This window comes from Chitinophaga sp. G7 BAM 1005 (genome assembly GCF_057126945.1).
Genome location: NZ_CP181478.1, coordinates 7,383,819 through 7,400,535 on the forward strand (window position 1 = coordinate 7,383,819; position 16,717 = coordinate 7,400,535).

A 16,717-nucleotide genomic window follows, 5' to 3' on the forward strand; every position below is an offset into this window, starting at 1 on the left:
TGTTTACTGTTACTAAAATGCTGCTATGAAAAAACCGAGCAAGCTTAAAATCATCTGGCAGGTACTGAAGCAGTCCGGTATTGATTTTATAGATGATAAAGTAATGAAGCTCAGTGCCGCACTGGCCTATTATACCATCTTTTCCGTGGCTCCCATGCTGATCATTATTATTTATTTATGCGACCTGTTCCTGGGGAGAGACGCCATTGAGGGAAATATTTACGGCCAGATCCGGGGATTGGTGGGCAATGATGCGGCAATGCAGATACAGGCCATGATTAAAAATGCTTCCCTCTCCGGCGATATGAGCTGGGCCACTATGGTAGGGTTCATTACGCTGATCATTGGCGCCACCGGGGTGTTCGCGGAAATCCAGGACTCTATTAACTTCATCTGGCGGCTGAAATCAAAGCCTAAAAAAAACGGCCTGTTGCGGATGATATTGAACAGGTTGTTGTCTTTTTCACTGGTGGTAAGCCTCGGGTTCATTTTGCTGGTATCGCTGGCCATCAACGGTTTGGTGGAATTATTCTCCGCCCTTGTAGTGAACCTGCTTCCGGGTAAAATTACATCAGGTATCCTTTTCTCACTGGCCGATTTTGTGGTACCGTTTGTGGTGATCGCCACATTGTTTGCCATCATCTTCAAAGTGCTGCCCGATGCCCGGATCAAGTGGAAAGATGTACGGGTGGGCGCCATTGCTACCGCCATCCTTTTTATGATCGGCAAGTTTGCGATCGGTTACTATCTCGGCGCCAGCAGGGTGAGTTCTACTTATGGCGCCGCCGGATCTATTGTGATTATCCTGTTATGGGTATACTATTCCGCAGCCATCCTGTATTTTGGGGCCGTATTTACCCGCAATTATGTCCAATATTTCGGCGCACAGATTTACCCCAATGATTACGCGGTTTGGATCAAACAAATTGAAATTCCTCACGAGCCGGAGCCAGTTCAGGAGGGGTAATCATCAGTTTATAAATTATTTAATAATCGCATACGTATTTTCAAAATAGCCCTTTATCTTTGCGCCACTATGTCTACAGATCAGAATAAATTCCAGGCGATCATATCGCATTGTAAAGAATATGGTTTTGTTTTTCAGTCCAGCGAAATTTACGATGGGCTCAGCGCCGTATACGATTACGGTCAGTATGGTTCAGAACTGAAGAAAAACATTAAGGATTATTGGTGGAAAAGCATGACCCAGTTGCACGAGGATATCGTGGGGATCGATGCCGCCATCTTTATGCATCCTACTACCTGGAAGGCGTCCGGACACGTGGATAATTTCAGCGATCCGATGATCGATAACAAGGATAGCAATAAACGCTACCGGGTAGATCACCTGATTGAAGGTTATGCAGAAACACTTTCAGAGGAAGCCGGCAATGCCCTTCTGGCACAAATGGATGAATTGCTGAAAGAAAACGATTTCGCAGGCCTTAAAACACTGATAGAAAGCAACAAAATAAAATGCACGGTAAGCGGTACTTCCAACTGGACCGATGTACGTCAGTTTAACCTGATGTTCTCCACCCAGCTTGGTAGCGTAACAGACGAAGCCAGTGAAATATACCTGCGCCCGGAAACGGCCCAGGGTATCTTTGTAAACTTCCTGAACGTACAGAAAACCGGCAGAATGAAAGTGCCGTTTGGTATTGCGCAAATTGGTAAAGCCTTCAGAAATGAAATTGTTGCCCGCCAGTTTATTTTCCGTATGCGTGAATTTGAGCAGATGGAAATGCAGTTCTTTGTACGCCCCGGCACTCAGCAGGAATGGTATGAGAAATGGAAAGAAGAACGTATGCAGTGGCACCTGAGCCTCGGCATCGATCCTGCAAAATATCACTTCAAAGATCACATCAAATTAGCGCACTACGCAGATGCCGCCGTGGATATTGAGTACGAATTCCCATTCGGCTTCAAAGAAGTGGAAGGTATCCACTCCCGTACCGATTTTGATCTGAAACAACACCAGGAATACAGCAAGAAGAAAATTCAGTACTTCGATACAGAAATCAATCAGAACTATGTTCCTTATGTGATAGAAACCTCTATCGGTTTGGATCGTATGTTCCTGCTCACTATCTGTAATGCTTACGCAGAAGAGGATCTGAGCACACCGGAGAAAGCAGATAGCCGCGTGGTACTTCGCCTGCCTGCTAAACTGGCGCCTGTGAAACTGGCCATCTTCCCATTAACGAAAAAAGATGGTTTACCGGAACTGGCAAGAGAACTGATGAATGATTGCAAACAGGCATTCTATTGCTTCTATGAAGAAAAAGATGCGATAGGTAAACGTTACCGCCGCCAGGATGCCATTGGTACGCCTTTCTGCGTAACCATCGATCATCAGACGAAAGAAGATGGTACGGTTACCATCCGTTACCGCGACAGCATGGAGCAGGAACGCATTCCGCTGAGTGAAGTGAAAGCACTGGTATTAAGCAGGATTCTTTAATAACATATCAGGGCTGCAGCCGTTATATTTTGTATAACTGCTGTAGTCCTTTTTATTTGTAGTACCCTGTCCCTGGGATGTAAAAGACAGGATTACCCGTACAACTCCTGGTGAATATCATGCCGGTCGTACCCCATTGCCTGGATCCGTTGCTTTGCCTCGTCGATCATGGCTTTCCAGCCGCAAAGAAAGAAATTGGCAGGGCGCCTTTCCTGTAGCAGTTCTTCATAAACATTGTGCACATAACCTTTTCTGCCGTTCCAGTTTTCGTCACGTGATAAAGTGGGAATATAGTTGAAATTGGGCAGCGTAGTGGCTAATTGTTCCATTTCAGCTGCATAGAGCAGGTCGTGCTGATAACGGACGCCGAAAATAAGATGAATAGGCGCATGCGGCACTCCATGTAACTGAATGTAATGTGCCATAGACCGGAACGGCGCAATCCCTGTGCCGGTACAGATAAGAAACAGCTCCCTGTTCAGCGGTTCCGGCAGTACGAAAACTCCCTGTGGCCCTCTCATCAGGAGTTCACTTCCTACTTTTATTTCATTGAACAGGTAAGTACTCCCTAATCCTCCTTCCAGCAAAACAATTACCAGCTCAATTATATTGGTGCCGTCCGGATGGGAGGCAATGGAATAACTACGCCAGCGTTTGTTTTTTTTCTCGTGGATCGGAAGGTCCAGGGTTACAAACTGACCCGGTTTGAAATCAAACCGTTCCATGTCCGGTACCTCTATCCAAAAACGGCGCGTATTGTGGGTTTCATCCACCAACTTAGTTACGATTCCGGTATGCCATAGGTCCAGCATGGAAGTTGAGTTTGGTCTTATTGAATATAGTGAAAATTTGGCATTCTGCTATTGGGATATTTTCGTATTTATTTTTTTGTTATGGAGAAGCAGCGTTATCTTCTCTAAATATCTTCTCTAATCAAATTTCAAAATCGGTAAATCTTCGTACCTTTGCATTCTTCATGAATTTACAGGCTGTATTACAACTATTTCAACGTGATGCGCGCCTGCAGTTGCTGGTGAAGGGGATACAATCACCCGCCCCACAATACTTTCAGCTCTCCTCCATTAGTGGAAGCGCAATAAACTTTGTGGCAGTCAGCACCTGGGCGCATGCAGATGCAAACCATCTCTTTATCTTAAACGATCGAGAGGAGGCAGCCTATTTCCATAACGACCTGGAGCAACTTAGCCAGGCACTGGATATTTTCTATTTCCCAGACTCTTTTAAGAAAGCAGGTCAGTTTCATGAAATCAACGGCAGCCATAGTATGCTCCGTACTGAGGCACTCATGAAATTATCCGGAGATACGGTGAGGAAGAAGATCCTGGTCACCTACCCGGAAGCACTCTGGGAGAAAGTAGCTGGTAACCAGGCTTTCAGCGCCAACATGGTACAACTGAAAGTAGGCGATGTACTGAAAGTAGATCCGCTGCTGGAACAACTCATCGGCTGGGGTTTTCATGCCACCGATTTTGTGTATGAACCCGGTCAGTATGCCGTAAGGGGCGGTATCCTGGATATCTATTCCTTTGGCAACGAAAAGCCTTACCGTATTGAATTATTTGGAGAAGATATAGATTCTATCCGCCTGTTTGATCCGGAATCACAGCTCAGTGAACGCAAACTCACACAGGTAACACTGATCGCCAACATGGACACCCATGCGGCAGACCACAGCAAAACACCACTCACCGAATTTCTGCCCGCCAATACCGTCGTATGGATGAAGGATCCTTCCTATATAAAAGGCGTGATAGAACAATTGGAACAACGGCTGGATGATTTCCTGCTCACCGGCCAGAAAGTAAAAGTAGATGAAGATGAAGAAATGGTGCTGAAGGAAGAAGATTTTGTGAAAGCCGCTCCACTGCTGGAACAACTGCTGCAAAAGCCGACGATTGTTTTTGGTAACAAAGACTGGCTGACAGACAACGGTTACCAGCCACAGCTCATCGCCTTCGATACACAGGAGCAACCCGTGTTTAACCGGCAGTTTGATCTGCTGATCAAAGATCTCGGTAAACATAACAGCAATAAATACTCCCTCTTTATATTCTCAGACAACCCGCGTCAGCTGGAACGTTTGCGCAGTATATTCGAGGACCTCAAAGCAGATTTTGTATTCTTCCCTATCCCTGTTGCTATCAGCAGCGGTTTTATTGATCATTCGCTGAAACTGGCGTGTTATACCGATCACCAGATCTTCCAGCGCTTCCACAAGTACAAGGTAAAACAAGCCTACAACAAGAATAAGGCAATTACCATGAAAACCTTGCGGGAGCTGCAATCGGGCGATTTTGTAACACACATTGATCATGGTGTGGGAATGTACAGCGGTTTGCAGAAAATTGAAGTAGGTGGTAAAATGCAGGAAGCCATCCGCATTATTTACAAAAACAACGACCTGTTGTATGTAAATATCAACTCCCTGCATAAAATCAGTAAATACACCGGCAAAGAAGGCGTGGAACCTAAAGTGAATAAACTGGGCAGCGACGCCTGGGATAAGCTGAAGGAAAAAGCCAAAACGCAGGTAAAAGATATTGCCAAAGATCTGATCCAGCTGTATGCCGTACGTAAAGCCCAGCAAGGCTTTGCACATACGCCGGATACCTATCTGCAAACGGAACTGGAAGCCTCTTTCATCTATGAAGATACGCCGGATCAGAGCAAGGCCACCGCGGATGTAAAACGTGATATGGAATCGCCGGCGCCAATGGACAGGCTGGTGTGCGGAGATGTTGGCTTCGGTAAAACAGAAGTAGCCATCCGTGCAGCGTTTAAATCTATTGTTGATGGTAAACAGGCCGCCGTACTGGTGCCTACTACCATCCTCGCTTTCCAGCACTATAAAACATTTGCTGACCGCCTGAAAGACTTTCCCTGCACTGTTGATTACCTCAACAGGTTTAAATCTTCCAAAGAAAAAAAGGAAACGCTTAAACGCCTCGAAGAAGGAAAGATCGATATCATTATCGGTACGCATGCCTTACTGGGCAAGGAAGTGAAGTTTAAGGACCTCGGCGTGCTGGTGGTAGATGAAGAACAAAAATTCGGTGTTTCTGCCAAAGAAAAACTGAAACAGATAAAACATAACGTAGATACCCTCACACTAACGGCAACGCCTATACCGCGTACGCTCCAGTTCTCACTGATGGGCGCCCGCGACCTCTCCGTAATCAATACGCCGCCGCCAAACCGCCAGGCCATTGAAACGGAAGTACAGGTGTTTAACCAGGACCTGATCCGCGAAGCCATTTATTATGAAGCCGAAAGAGGCGGACAGGTTTACTTTATCCACAACAGGGTAAAGGGCCTGAAAGAAATGGCCGGCCTCATCCAGGGACTTTGCCCCGACCTGTCCATCGCTACTGCACACGGGCAACTGGAAGGGCATCAGCTGGAAGAAGTGATCCTCGATTTTATTGACCGCAAGTACGATGTGCTGGTGTGTACCAACATCGTGGAAAGTGGCGTGGATATTCCAAACGCCAATACCATCATCATTAATAACGCCCATCATTTCGGGTTGAGTGATCTGCATCAGCTACGTGGTCGTGTGGGTCGCAGTAATAAAAAGGCTTTCTGTTACCTGTTGGCGCCGCCTATGAGCACACTGCCTTCCGATAGCCGGAAACGCCTGCAAACACTGGAACAACACAGTGAACTGGGCAGCGGTTTCCAGATCGCCATGCGCGACCTCGATATCCGTGGCGCCGGTAACCTGCTGGGTGGTGAACAGAGCGGCTTCATGGCCGAAATAGGCTTTGATATGTACCAGAAAATCCTGGACGAAGCCATCCGGGAACTGAAACAAAATGAATTCCGCGACCTGTTTAAAGATCAGCTGGAAGAGAAGAAAGATTTCGTGAGCGACTGTACCATTGATACAGACCTGGAAATACTGATCCCCGATACTTATATTGAAAGCATCCAGGAAAGACTGAACCTTTACCAGGAGTTGGATAATATCACGGAAGAAGGCAAATTACAGGCTTTCGCCAATGATATGATAGACCGCTTCGGCCCCATGCCGGAGCCGGTGAAAGACCTGCTCACAGCTATCCGCTGCCGTTGGATGGCCATACAGCTCGGCTTCGAAAAAATGATGCTGAAAGAAGAAAACCTGCGTTGCTACTTTATCAATAATCCGGATTCTCCTTACTTCGAATCCCCTACGTTCAATCATATATTAACGTATATACAAACCCGTACCAACAACGCCAAACTAAAACAGGTTGGCAAAAACTTTATGCTGGTGGCTTCCCGTATCCGTCATATGAACGACCTGTACGACTTCCTGAAAGCTATGACCGATAGCCGGAAATAATTCTTCCCCTGTAACATAATTCCTTTGTAATCGTTTCATAACTAATATGAAATGTATAATCCTATTTCTGTAACTATTGCATTAACAAAATTTTATAAATCCCCTTTTGTGGAAACACTTTTTAACCCCGCATCATGAGGGTGTAAATAACAACAAACACTAAATTTTTTAACAATAGAAAAACATCGACACATGAAAAAGGTAATGTTATTAGCAGCAGGATTATTTTTTGCACTGAGCACTTTTGCACAGCAAACAGATAAGCAGCCTCCGGTAAAAAAGATTGAAGTAAACGGATCCGCAGAAATGGAAATCACACCGGATGAAATTTATTTCAACATCTCTTTAAGAGAATATCTTAAAGGAAAAAACAAAGTAGAAATCAGCACACTTGAAAAACAACTGCAGAAAGCCGTATCTGATGCAGGAATTCCGAAAGCCGATTTCACCATTGAAAATGTATATGGTAACAACTTTGAGATTTTAAGAAAGAAGAAAGATCCGCAGGAATTTATGGCGCGTAAACAATACCGTCTTAAATTAAGCAAGCTGGATAAAATCAATGAAATCCTCGGCGCAGTAGATGCAGAAGGTATTGAAAATGCCAGGATAGCCTCCTACTCTTCCAGCAAAATGGAAGCTTACCGCAAGGAAGTAAAAATTAAAGCATTACAGGCCGCGAAAGAAAAAGCAGAGTATATGCTTTCCGCTATTGGTAATAAAACAGATGATGTGATCGAAATTCAGGAAATGAATACAGATAATTATTCTGATGTTCGTCCCGTAATGGCTAACTACATGGCTAAATCAGCAGATAGTGCGGAAGCAGCTGCTGATATTGATTTCAAAACCATTAAGATCCGTGCAGAAGTAAAAGCAGTATTTGCTATTAAATAATTACACTGGAGATGTAATACCAAAAAAAGAGGTTGTTCCATACGGAGCAACCTCTTTTACGTTTTATTAAGACAAGCTGAATTAGAAGCTATATCTCAGGCCCAGCTGCATCTGGTGACGGGATGCAAAGAAATCTTTCGAATATGGAGTGCCTGGTGTGCTGAAAGTATAAGTAGGATAATTGTTAACCACTTTACCGGTAGGATTCAAACCAACGCTCGCCATTGAGTTAAAAGTGTTGGGCGTGAAGTACTGAATGCCCCAGTCTTTGTTCAGCAGGTTAGTAACGTTCACGATATCGTAAGTTAACGTGATGGTGTGTACCTTTTTACCGGCTTTAAAGTTGTAGTCCTGCGCGAAGCGGAAATCGGCCTGTGTGTTCCACGGGGTGCGGCCGCCGTTACGTTCAGTGAACTGACCTTTACGGCCACTCAGGTAGCTATTGCTGTTAACATAGCTCATGAAATCATTTGCCTGTTGAGCAGCTGTTGGTCCGCCTGCTTTATCGGTAAAGAAGTTGGTTGCTTCAGCCACATCTTTCGGGATGTAGGTGAGACTCACCTGCTGCGGTGTACCATTGATGGTAGCATTCACTAAACCATAAGAGAACGGTGTGCCGGAAGAGGTATTGAAGAAGGCCGAGAAGTTAGATACCCATTTACCTTTGGTGCCCCAATCCTGTTTGTAAGCAACGGTAGCAACAATACGGTTACGGATGTCGAAGTTAGAGTAAGCCAGGCCCGGGTTGTTAGGATTCAGCGCCTGGTTCAGCTGCCAGTTTGATTCCATTGAGTTGCGGATACCATTGGTGATATCTTTTGCCTGTCCGTAAGTATAAGCCACCATGAAGTTCAGGCCAAATGGGAATGTTTTGGATACCTGGCCGGTGATGCTGTAACGGTAACCTTTATCAGTATTGGATAACAGGTAAGCGTTAGTATATAAAGGATTGATTTTAGAACCGGTGTAGATAGGCTGTTGCTTGTTTACATCGTATGCAAAGTAAGTTGGATTATCCGCCAGGTTTACCTGCTGGAACATCAGATCCTTGATTACTTTGGTATAAATACCTTCAATGGAAAACTTCCACTGGTCCTGGGTGGTATAATCTAATGCGAGGCTGCTTCTCCATACCTGCGGCATCTTGAAGTTATTGTCAATCATATCCACCTGTGTAGCGCCGGCTGCATTGTTAACGTCTACGCCATTCTGAGATGCAAAGTCTGCGATACCGTTAGGTGATGGTTTTGCAGCAGGAAGCGGCGTGTTAACAAATGGTTTGCTGCTTTTCTGATCGTAAGCGCCATAAGTAACACCATTGTTATAGTAAGCATAACCAACCCATGCGAAAGGAATACGACCGGTGAATAAACCGGATCCGCCGCGCAGTACCAGGCTGTTATCGCCTTTGATATCATAGTTGAATCCTAAGCGCGGAGAGATCTGCACATTATTCAGGAAGTCGTTTTTGATATCCTTTGGTTTGGTATAATTGTAAGTGGCGCCGTAGTTAGGATCTTCCGGTGATTTGATGGTTTTATCACTCAAAGGCTGCTTGTTGGGAATACCTGTGTAGTCCAAACGAATACCTGGGGTAATCCTGAAACGATCAGTCAGCTGGATTTCATCCTGTCCGTAAACGCTCAGCAGGTTTGCTTTGAACTGAGCAGGGGGATTAGCCATGATGTAATCACGGGAGTTGTTGGTGTAGTTATAGTTACCACGTACACGGGCAGGGTTGTTAGCCAGGAAGTCTTCAATGCTGTTGTAATCCAGACGGCCATTCCAGGAGTTTACAAAACCATAGGTGATGTTGTAAAACTCATTGTGTGTACCGAGGGTAATGGTGTGATTTCCTTTGAACAGGGTTACGTTATCAGTTATTTCAAATGTTTTTTGTTTCATGTTGAAGATACTGGCTTCACGGTCGGTGCCCAGGAAGATAGTAGAACCTGGTGTTCTTCCTTTAATCTGGATCTGTGGTGTAGCCGGGTCAGACAGTGGATCCCTGTAATCGTGTACGTTGGAGTAACCGAGGATCAGGCTGTTGGAGAAACCGCTGTTAAAGTTACTTTTCAGTTCGGCCACCGTAGAGGTCTGGTTATTTACCTGTTTGAAGTCGATTCCCTTGAAACGGAAGTTTTGCTGATCGCGTTCGAGGTTGGTAGCTTCGGAAGTGATGGTATTGTTACGAACAGACAACTGGTGTTTTCCATTGATGTGCCAGTCGATCCTGTTGAAGAATTTATTGGAGTTGGAATAGATGCTGGTGTTACCTGCGGTACCCGGATCTACGCCGTATGTTTTCATCAATGCAGTGATATCGGCAGCGTCTTTTTCTGTTAAGATGCCACCGCCATCAGCAGAACCTGCACCGAGGATTACTGGGTCCACGCGGCGGGTAATTTCTTCGTTGGTGAAGAAGAATAATTTGTTTTTGATGATAGGGAAGCCGATACGAACACCGGTTTGGTATTCATGAAAATCGCTTGGTAATTTAGAACCGTCGCCGGCGTTGTTTTTACCAACCATAGAAGCGTTGCGGCCAAATCCGTAGATGGAACCGTGTACTTCGTTGGTACCGCTGCGGGTTACTGCGTTTACGCTACCACCGAGGAAGTTACCTACTTTCACATCGAAGGGAGCCAGTAACACCTGTATATCCTGGATGGCATCTACAGATACCGGGTTGGTACGGGTGCTGCTGCCTGGCTGGCCGCTGGTATTGCTCTGTCCACCCAGTGAAGGGCTGAAGCCAATGGCGTCGTTGTTGATAGCGCCATCTACAGTTACGTTGTTGTAACGGTAGTTGGTACCCAGGAAAGAGTTGTTATTGCTTTGCGGCGTTACTTTGGTAAGGTCCTGCAGGCTGCGGCTCAGTGTAGGGAGCGCTTTAATCTGCTCCTGTCCTACCCTGGTACCGGATTTACCTGCACCGGCATTACCTGTTACCACTACTTCACTCAGTGCGGTTGATTCTTCCTGTAATTTAAAGTTGAAACTGGTGGTTCCCAGTCCGAGGTTAACATCTGATTTTACTTCTTTCTTATATCCAATGAATGAAACAGTGATCGTGTAAGGACCGCCTGGATTCAGGTTAGGCAGATTATAACGACCATCAGTGTTTGTTTGTACGCCGGATTTGGCGCCGGTGCTGTTATTTACTATTACTACTGTAACGCCGGGAATGGCCTGGCCACCCGGATCGGATACTTTACCCGATATTACGGAAGTGGTCACCTGTGCGTTCGCGCTGTAACATAGAATTACAATGAAGCTAGCTAATAGCGTAAAGAATGATTTCATAAACTGTTTTGTAAGTATTTCCAGGTGCAAAGGAAACAGTCTGATGCAACCAGAATGTTAACAGATTATTACGGAATTGTTAAGAAGTGCCTAAAATATACTAAGAATGGGCCATTTCAGGCTATTGGGTGTTTAAATACTATCAGAAATGAGGCCCCTGTTTAACTTTAGGGTTAACAGTGCGCTAAAATGAGATAGGAATTAATTGTTAACTCAGGGTAAACAACAAACAAAATAATATAACCTTAACGTACGTACGAATTAAAAAGCCCCGCCTTTAAAGGAGGGGCAGGTGAGAAAGTTCATCAAATGTGTTTAATAAATTTCGACTTTAAAAGTCCCGTCCGTTAAAGGTTTTTCTGTTTCACCACTTATTAATACACCGGAGAATGTTCCCTCCGCGTGTTTACTATTAATGCTCGTTATAATTACTTTGATACCTTTACTCAGGTAACCCGGTTCTTTTTCCTGGATATTCATCAGCGACATTTCCACATCTTCTATATAAGTACCTGCTTTCAGGGAATCCGGAAAGGTGATCATCAACTCCATATGATGGCCGAAGTTATTGGTAACGCCATCTATCACTAAGGTCTTTTTGCCGGCATATACCGTATCGGTGAGGTATGCTTCTGTGGCATTTGACTGGTATCGAACGCCATCCATTTTAAAGTAGAAGCTGCTGACTGGTGTTGTTCCGGTCTTTTTATCACAGGAACAAAGTATCGTTCCTAAAGCAGCAACAACGGCTACCATTAAGAGTTTCATTCTCATAACATTATAGTTTAGGTATGCCGTTTTTAACGAAACCAGTGCCGGCCGCTTTTGTGCAGCCGGCCATTAGTTAATTTGACATAGGATACTGGTTAGGTGCTGTTGGCATAGGGATAATATGGCTGCAATATATATAAATATTTATTAATTAAATAAAATATATATAGATAGAGTGAGGAGCGTATTTTTGATGGGCATGGGGATTTAGGCACAATTAACACTTTTTTTGCGGCCGAATTGCGTATTATTACGGGGTTACTGAATAATTAAACAGAAGCACATTATGTCATCGGAAGTAATAAAGCAATTACAGGAGGCGGTGCAGTTTTCACCGGAGAATGTGCCTTTACGTATGCATCTGGCGCAGGTACTGTTGCAGGATTATGAATACACGGCCGCAGAAGAGCAATACCGAAAAGTACTGGAGCTGTCGTCTTCCAATACTGCGGCGCAGCTTGGCCTGGCGCGCACCTTTTATCATCAGCATAAGTATTCCGCTGCCATTGTGGTACTGGAACAACTGGAAAACCGGGAGCCGGATCATTTTGATGCACTGCTGCTGCATTGCCGCATCCTGGTGAAGGAACAATCAATGCCATCTGCCAAAGAAATATATCAGCATTTACTGCAAATAAATCCGGGCTTCCGTGATGAAGCCCTGGACGGACTTTTCCGGGTAGCGCAACAACCATCTGTTTCTTTTAATGGAGATGATGAGGAAGAAGAAGAAAGCGAAAGCTTATTCATGCTGGAAAAACCTGAAATTAATTTTTCAGATGTAGGAGGTATGGAAAGAGAAAAGCAGGAAATAGATCTGAAGATCATCAAGCCCCTGCAGTTCCCCGATCTTTATAAAGCCTATGGAAAAAAAGCCGGCGGCGGTATTTTGCTGTATGGCCCTCCGGGATGTGGTAAAACATATCTGGCCAAAGCTACTGCAGGACAAATACAGGCGGAGTTTATCAATGTAGGCATTCATGATGTGCTGGACATGTGGGTGGGTACCAGTGAAAAAAATCTGCATAGCTTGTTTGAGCTGGCCCGTCAGAGTAAACCCTGTGTTTTGTTTTTTGATGAGGTAGATGCATTAGGGGCTAACCGCACGGCGCTACGGCAGTCGGGCGCAACGCATATTATTAATCAGTTCCTCGCAGAAATGGATGGTATTGCCGCCAGCAATGAGAACGTTCTCATTATCGGCGCCACCAACGCTCCGTGGAGCCTGGATCCTGCATTCCGCCGCCCGGGCCGTTTCGACCGGATCATTTTTGTAGCCCCACCGGAAACGGAAGGCAGGGAAGAGATCCTGAAGCTACAGCTACGCAATAAACCGGTAAGCGATATTAATTACAACGCCCTGGCAAAGGCCACTCCGGGCTACTCCGGCGCCGACCTTAAAGCGATTGTGGATATTGCGATAGAAGAGAAACTGCTGGAAGCCCTGCAGAAAGGCGTACCACAGCCCATTACACAGAAAGAATTATTAAAAGCCGCCAAAATACATAAACCCACCACAAGGGAATGGTTTAATACTGCCCGTAATTATGCGCTGTATTCAAATGAAACCGGTCTTTATGATGATGTATTGAAATACCTGGATATTAAGAAATAACGTTTATGGCTGTATTAATTCAGCGCGCTCAGATTTTAGTACAACAAGGCCGCTTCCAAGATGCCTTTGCAGCATTACGTCAGCACCTGAGCACAAATGCCCATGATACCGACGGATTGTACCTGCTGGCAATCTGTTACCTGGAAACAGGCAACACCGCAGAAGCATCTCAGATAGCAAGCAATACCCTCAGCTTTGCGCCATACGATGATCGTTTCCTGTACCTGTTGTCCAGGATCGCTTTTGCAAAAAATCAATTTAACGAAGCTATCAGGACCATCAGCAATGCAGTGGCTATAAACCCTTACCGGGTGAATTATTTTGCCATGTGGAGCCAGATTTTGTTGTCGAGGAAAGAATATGAAGCCGCGCTTCACAAGGCGGAAGAGGGACTGGCTATTGACCCGGAAGATGAAGCCTGTCTTAATCTCCGTTCTCATGCGTTGTTCCGGCTGGGCAAAAAGGAAGAGGCATTTTCCAATTTGCATGAGGCATTGGAGCATAATCCCGAAAATGCTTATACCCACGCCAACCTCGGCCAGAAGTGGCTGGAGGCCGGCGATCACCGGAAGTCGCTGGAGCATTTCAGGGAGTCGTTGAAACTGGATCCTAATAATGAATGGGCGCGGCAGGGTATGGTGCAGGCCATGAAAGCCCGGTACTGGCTGTACCGGCAGTTCCTGAACTATGCCTTTTTTATGGCGCGTCAAAAAGTGCGTACACAATGGATCATTATCATTGCCATCTTTATACTCACACAGATCGCCAGCCGGGTATTCTTCCCGGTGTACGTACTGTTGGCGTTCCTGGCGCTTTCTACCTGGTTGATTACGCCGGTAAGTAACCTGTTCCTGCGCCTAAATCCATACGGCAGATACGCCTTGAGTAAAGAACAAACACAGGTGTCTAATGTAGTAGGAATCCTGTTATGCGTATCGTTAGCAGCAGGTGCGGCGTTCCTGTTCACGCATCTGCAGGGATTGCTGGCATTGTGTCTTTGCAGTGGCATTATGTTGCTGCCGGCTGCGGGATTTTATATACCTGAAAGCAAAAAGAACCGCCGGATTATTACCTGGTATACCGCGGGGCTGGCGCTGATGGGCGTGTTGGGTACTGTACTGGCATTCATCATTAATGACGCCTTCAATATTTTTGTTACTGCTATGCTGATAGGTGTGTTCCTGTATCAGGTGCTGGCAAATTATATTCTTACGAGAGAAGGATAAAGAGATTATTTTCAGATGATAAAACAAAAAATCCTGCCGTTTCAGCGGCAGGATTTTTTGTTTATAACGATAACGTATATACGTAATTAAGCATCAATCTTAGCATACTTCGCATGTGATTCGATGAAAGCTCTGCGTGGAGGAACTTCATCACCCATCAGCATACTGAATACGCGGTCAGCTTCTGCGGCGCTTTCAATGGTTACCTGTTTCAGGGTACGGTGTTCAGGATTCATGGTAGTATCCCACAGCTGTTCTGCGTTCATCTCACCCAAACCTTTATAACGCTGAATGGTTACGCTGTCTTCCTTACCGCCGCCAGCGAGCCTTACAGTCGCTTCTTTACGCTGTTCTTCTGTCCAGGCGTAAGTTTGTTCTTTACCTTTTTTCACGAGGTACAGTGGTGGTTGCGCAATGTACACGTAACCCTGTTCAACCATTGCTTTCATATAGCGGAAAACGAAGGTCAGGATCAGTGTGGCAATGTGGCTACCATCCACGTCGGCATCCGTCATGATGATGAGCTTGTGATAGCGCAGTTTGGAAAGGTTCAATGCTTTATCATCTTCTTCTGTGCCAATGGTAACGCCCAGTGCAGTAAAGATGTTTTTGATTTCATTATCCTCGTAGATCTTGTGCTCCATTGCTTTTTCCACGTTGAGGATTTTACCACGGAGCGGCAGGATGGCCTGGTAGTTACGGTTACGTCCCTGTTTAGCGGTACCACCTGCGGAGTCTCCTTCGACCAGGTACAGTTCACATTTGGTAGGATCGTTATCGGAGCAATCGGCCAGCTTACCTGGTAAGCCGCTACCGGTCATTACACTTTTGCGCTGTACCAGCTGACGTGCTTTACGGGCGGCTTCACGGGCCTGCGCAGCCAATACCACCTTATTGATGATCTGTTTTGCTTCGCGCGGATTTTCTTCCAGGAATGCCTCCAGTACTCCAGCAACAGAACTATCTACCACACCCATTACATCGGAGTTACCGAGTTTGGTTTTGGTTTGTCCTTCAAATTGTGGTTCAGGAACTTTTACGCTGATAATAGCGCTCAGCCCTTCACGGAAGTCGTCGCCGGTAACTTCGATCTTCGACTTCTCAAACATTTTATTTTTATCACCATAAGATTTAAATACACGGGTGATAGCGCGGCGGAAACCGGCTACGTGTGTACCTCCTTCAATGGTATTGATATTATTTACGTAGGAGAAAATGTTCTCACTAAATGCGTCGTTGTATACCAGTGCTACCTCTACGGCTACATTTGAAACCGGTTCATGTACTTCTACATAAATAGGATTCAGCAATATCGGGTTACGGCGGCCATTTTTGTCGAGCATCTGGATAAACTCGCGGATACCACCTTCACTATAGAAAGTTTCAGAGAAGAAGTTACCTTCTTCATCTTTTTCACGTTCGTCGGTTAAAGTGATGTTGATTTTACGGTTCAGGTAAGACAGCTCACGCAAACGACCTGCAAGAATTTCGCGGTTGTAGGTGGTTTCTTTAAAAATCTCACCATCGGGTTTAAAGTGAATGGTGGTTCCGGTTACTTCACTGGTACCTATTTCACGTGCAGGATACTGTGGGGCGCCACGGTGAAATTCCTGTTCAAATAATTTGCCTTCGCGTTCTACAGTTACATAAAGCCTGTCGCTCAATGCGTTTACGCAACTCACACCCACACCGTGCAAACCTCCGGACACCTTGTAGGTGTTCTTGTCAAATTTACCACCGGCGTGGAGTACCGTCATTACCACTTCCAGGGCAGAACGGCCTTCCTTCGGGATAATGCCGGTTGGAATACCACGGCCATCATCCTTTACACGGATGGAGTTATCTTCCAGGATGGTAACATCGATGTTTTTGCAGTACCCCGCCAATGCTTCATCGATAGAGTTATCTACTACCTCATAAACAAGGTGGTGGAGACCCTTGACGCCAATATCGCCGATATACATGGCCGGACGCTTCCTAACGGCTTCCAGTCCTTCCAATACCTGTATACTCCCTGCATCATATCCGTTGCTGCTGGGGCTGGGTGCTTGCACTAATTCTTCGCTCATATGTTGGTGTAAAATCTATTA

Annotated in this window: 10 protein-coding genes; 6 read left to right on the plus strand and 4 right to left on the minus strand. The window is 45.5% G+C overall.

The features are described from left to right. Positions 1-25: 25 nt before the first annotated feature. The gene (locus ACMXI2_RS29950; RefSeq protein ID WP_483779525.1) at positions 26-967 is read left to right on the plus strand and encodes a YihY/virulence factor BrkB family protein; all 942 of its coding nucleotides are present in this window, start codon (positions 26-28) and stop codon (positions 965-967) included. A 69-nt stretch (positions 968-1,036) separates the two neighbouring features. After that, positions 1,037-2,464, plus strand: coding sequence for a glycine--tRNA ligase (locus tag ACMXI2_RS29955; protein ID WP_483779526.1), 1,428 nt, complete (start codon positions 1,037-1,039; stop codon positions 2,462-2,464). A 92-nt stretch (positions 2,465-2,556) separates the two neighbouring features. On the opposite strand, the gene ACMXI2_RS29960 is transcribed toward ACMXI2_RS29955, so the two are convergent. Then, positions 2,557-3,276, minus strand: coding sequence for a ferredoxin--NADP reductase (locus tag ACMXI2_RS29960; protein WP_483779527.1), 720 nt, complete (start codon positions 3,274-3,276; stop codon positions 2,557-2,559). A 164-nt stretch (positions 3,277-3,440) separates the two neighbouring features. Here ACMXI2_RS29960 and mfd point away from each other — a divergent pair, with 164 nt between their 5' ends. Beyond that, the gene (gene mfd, locus ACMXI2_RS29965; RefSeq protein WP_483779528.1) at positions 3,441-6,812 is read left to right on the plus strand and encodes a transcription-repair coupling factor; all 3,372 of its coding nucleotides are present in this window, start codon (positions 3,441-3,443) and stop codon (positions 6,810-6,812) included. A 192-nt stretch (positions 6,813-7,004) separates the two neighbouring features. After that, positions 7,005-7,709: an SIMPL domain-containing protein gene (locus ACMXI2_RS29970; RefSeq protein WP_483779529.1), complete on the plus strand. Its 705-nt coding sequence runs from the start codon at positions 7,005-7,007 to the stop codon at positions 7,707-7,709. Between the two features lie 81 nt (positions 7,710-7,790). Here the strand turns inward: ACMXI2_RS29970 and ACMXI2_RS29975 are convergent, their stop codons facing one another. After that, on the minus strand, positions 7,791-11,015 hold the full coding sequence (locus ACMXI2_RS29975; RefSeq protein WP_483779530.1) for a TonB-dependent receptor: 3,225 nt from the start codon (positions 11,013-11,015) through the stop codon (positions 7,791-7,793). A 315-nt stretch (positions 11,016-11,330) separates the two neighbouring features. Beyond that, entirely contained in the window at positions 11,331-11,789 is a 459-nt protein-coding gene (locus ACMXI2_RS29980; protein WP_483779531.1) for a hypothetical protein, read from the minus strand. Between the two features lie 283 nt (positions 11,790-12,072). On the opposite strand from ACMXI2_RS29980, the gene ACMXI2_RS29985 reads away from it, so the two are divergent. After that, complete coding sequence (locus ACMXI2_RS29985) at positions 12,073-13,401, plus strand: AAA family ATPase (protein ID WP_483779532.1); 1,329 nt, start codon at positions 12,073-12,075, stop codon at positions 13,399-13,401. A 5-nt stretch (positions 13,402-13,406) separates the two neighbouring features. Next, the gene (locus ACMXI2_RS29990) at positions 13,407-14,627 is read left to right on the plus strand and encodes a tetratricopeptide repeat protein (RefSeq protein ID WP_483779533.1); all 1,221 of its coding nucleotides are present in this window, start codon (positions 13,407-13,409) and stop codon (positions 14,625-14,627) included. An 86-nt stretch (positions 14,628-14,713) separates the two neighbouring features. On the opposite strand, the gene gyrB is transcribed toward ACMXI2_RS29990, so the two are convergent. Continuing rightward, on the minus strand, positions 14,714-16,696 hold the full coding sequence (gene gyrB, locus ACMXI2_RS29995; RefSeq protein WP_483779534.1) for a DNA topoisomerase (ATP-hydrolyzing) subunit B: 1,983 nt from the start codon (positions 16,694-16,696) through the stop codon (positions 14,714-14,716). Between the last annotated feature and the right edge of the window lie 21 nt (positions 16,697-16,717).

Bases quoted from the DNA above. Each gene is read 5' to 3' on its own strand.
- ACMXI2_RS29990 (WP_483779533.1), top strand. From the start codon at position 13,407: ATGGCTGTATTAATTCAGCGCGCTCAGATTTTAGTACAACAAGGCCGC.
- ACMXI2_RS29975 (WP_483779530.1), bottom strand. From the start codon at position 11,015: ATGAAATCATTCTTTACGCTATTAGCTAGCTTCATTGTAATTCTATGT.
- ACMXI2_RS29980 (WP_483779531.1), bottom strand. From the start codon at position 11,789: ATGAGAATGAAACTCTTAATGGTAGCCGTTGTTGCTGCTTTAGGAACG.
- ACMXI2_RS29985 (WP_483779532.1), top strand. From the start codon at position 12,073: ATGTCATCGGAAGTAATAAAGCAATTACAGGAGGCGGTGCAGTTTTCA.
- mfd (WP_483779528.1), top strand. From the start codon at position 3,441: ATGAATTTACAGGCTGTATTACAACTATTTCAACGTGATGCGCGCCTG.
- ACMXI2_RS29970 (WP_483779529.1), top strand. From the start codon at position 7,005: ATGAAAAAGGTAATGTTATTAGCAGCAGGATTATTTTTTGCACTGAGC.
- ACMXI2_RS29955 (WP_483779526.1), top strand. From the start codon at position 1,037: ATGTCTACAGATCAGAATAAATTCCAGGCGATCATATCGCATTGTAAA.
- ACMXI2_RS29960 (WP_483779527.1), bottom strand. From the start codon at position 3,276: ATGCTGGACCTATGGCATACCGGAATCGTAACTAAGTTGGTGGATGAA.
- ACMXI2_RS29950 (WP_483779525.1), top strand. From the start codon at position 26: ATGAAAAAACCGAGCAAGCTTAAAATCATCTGGCAGGTACTGAAGCAG.
- gyrB (WP_483779534.1), bottom strand. From the start codon at position 16,696: ATGAGCGAAGAATTAGTGCAAGCACCCAGCCCCAGCAGCAACGGATAT.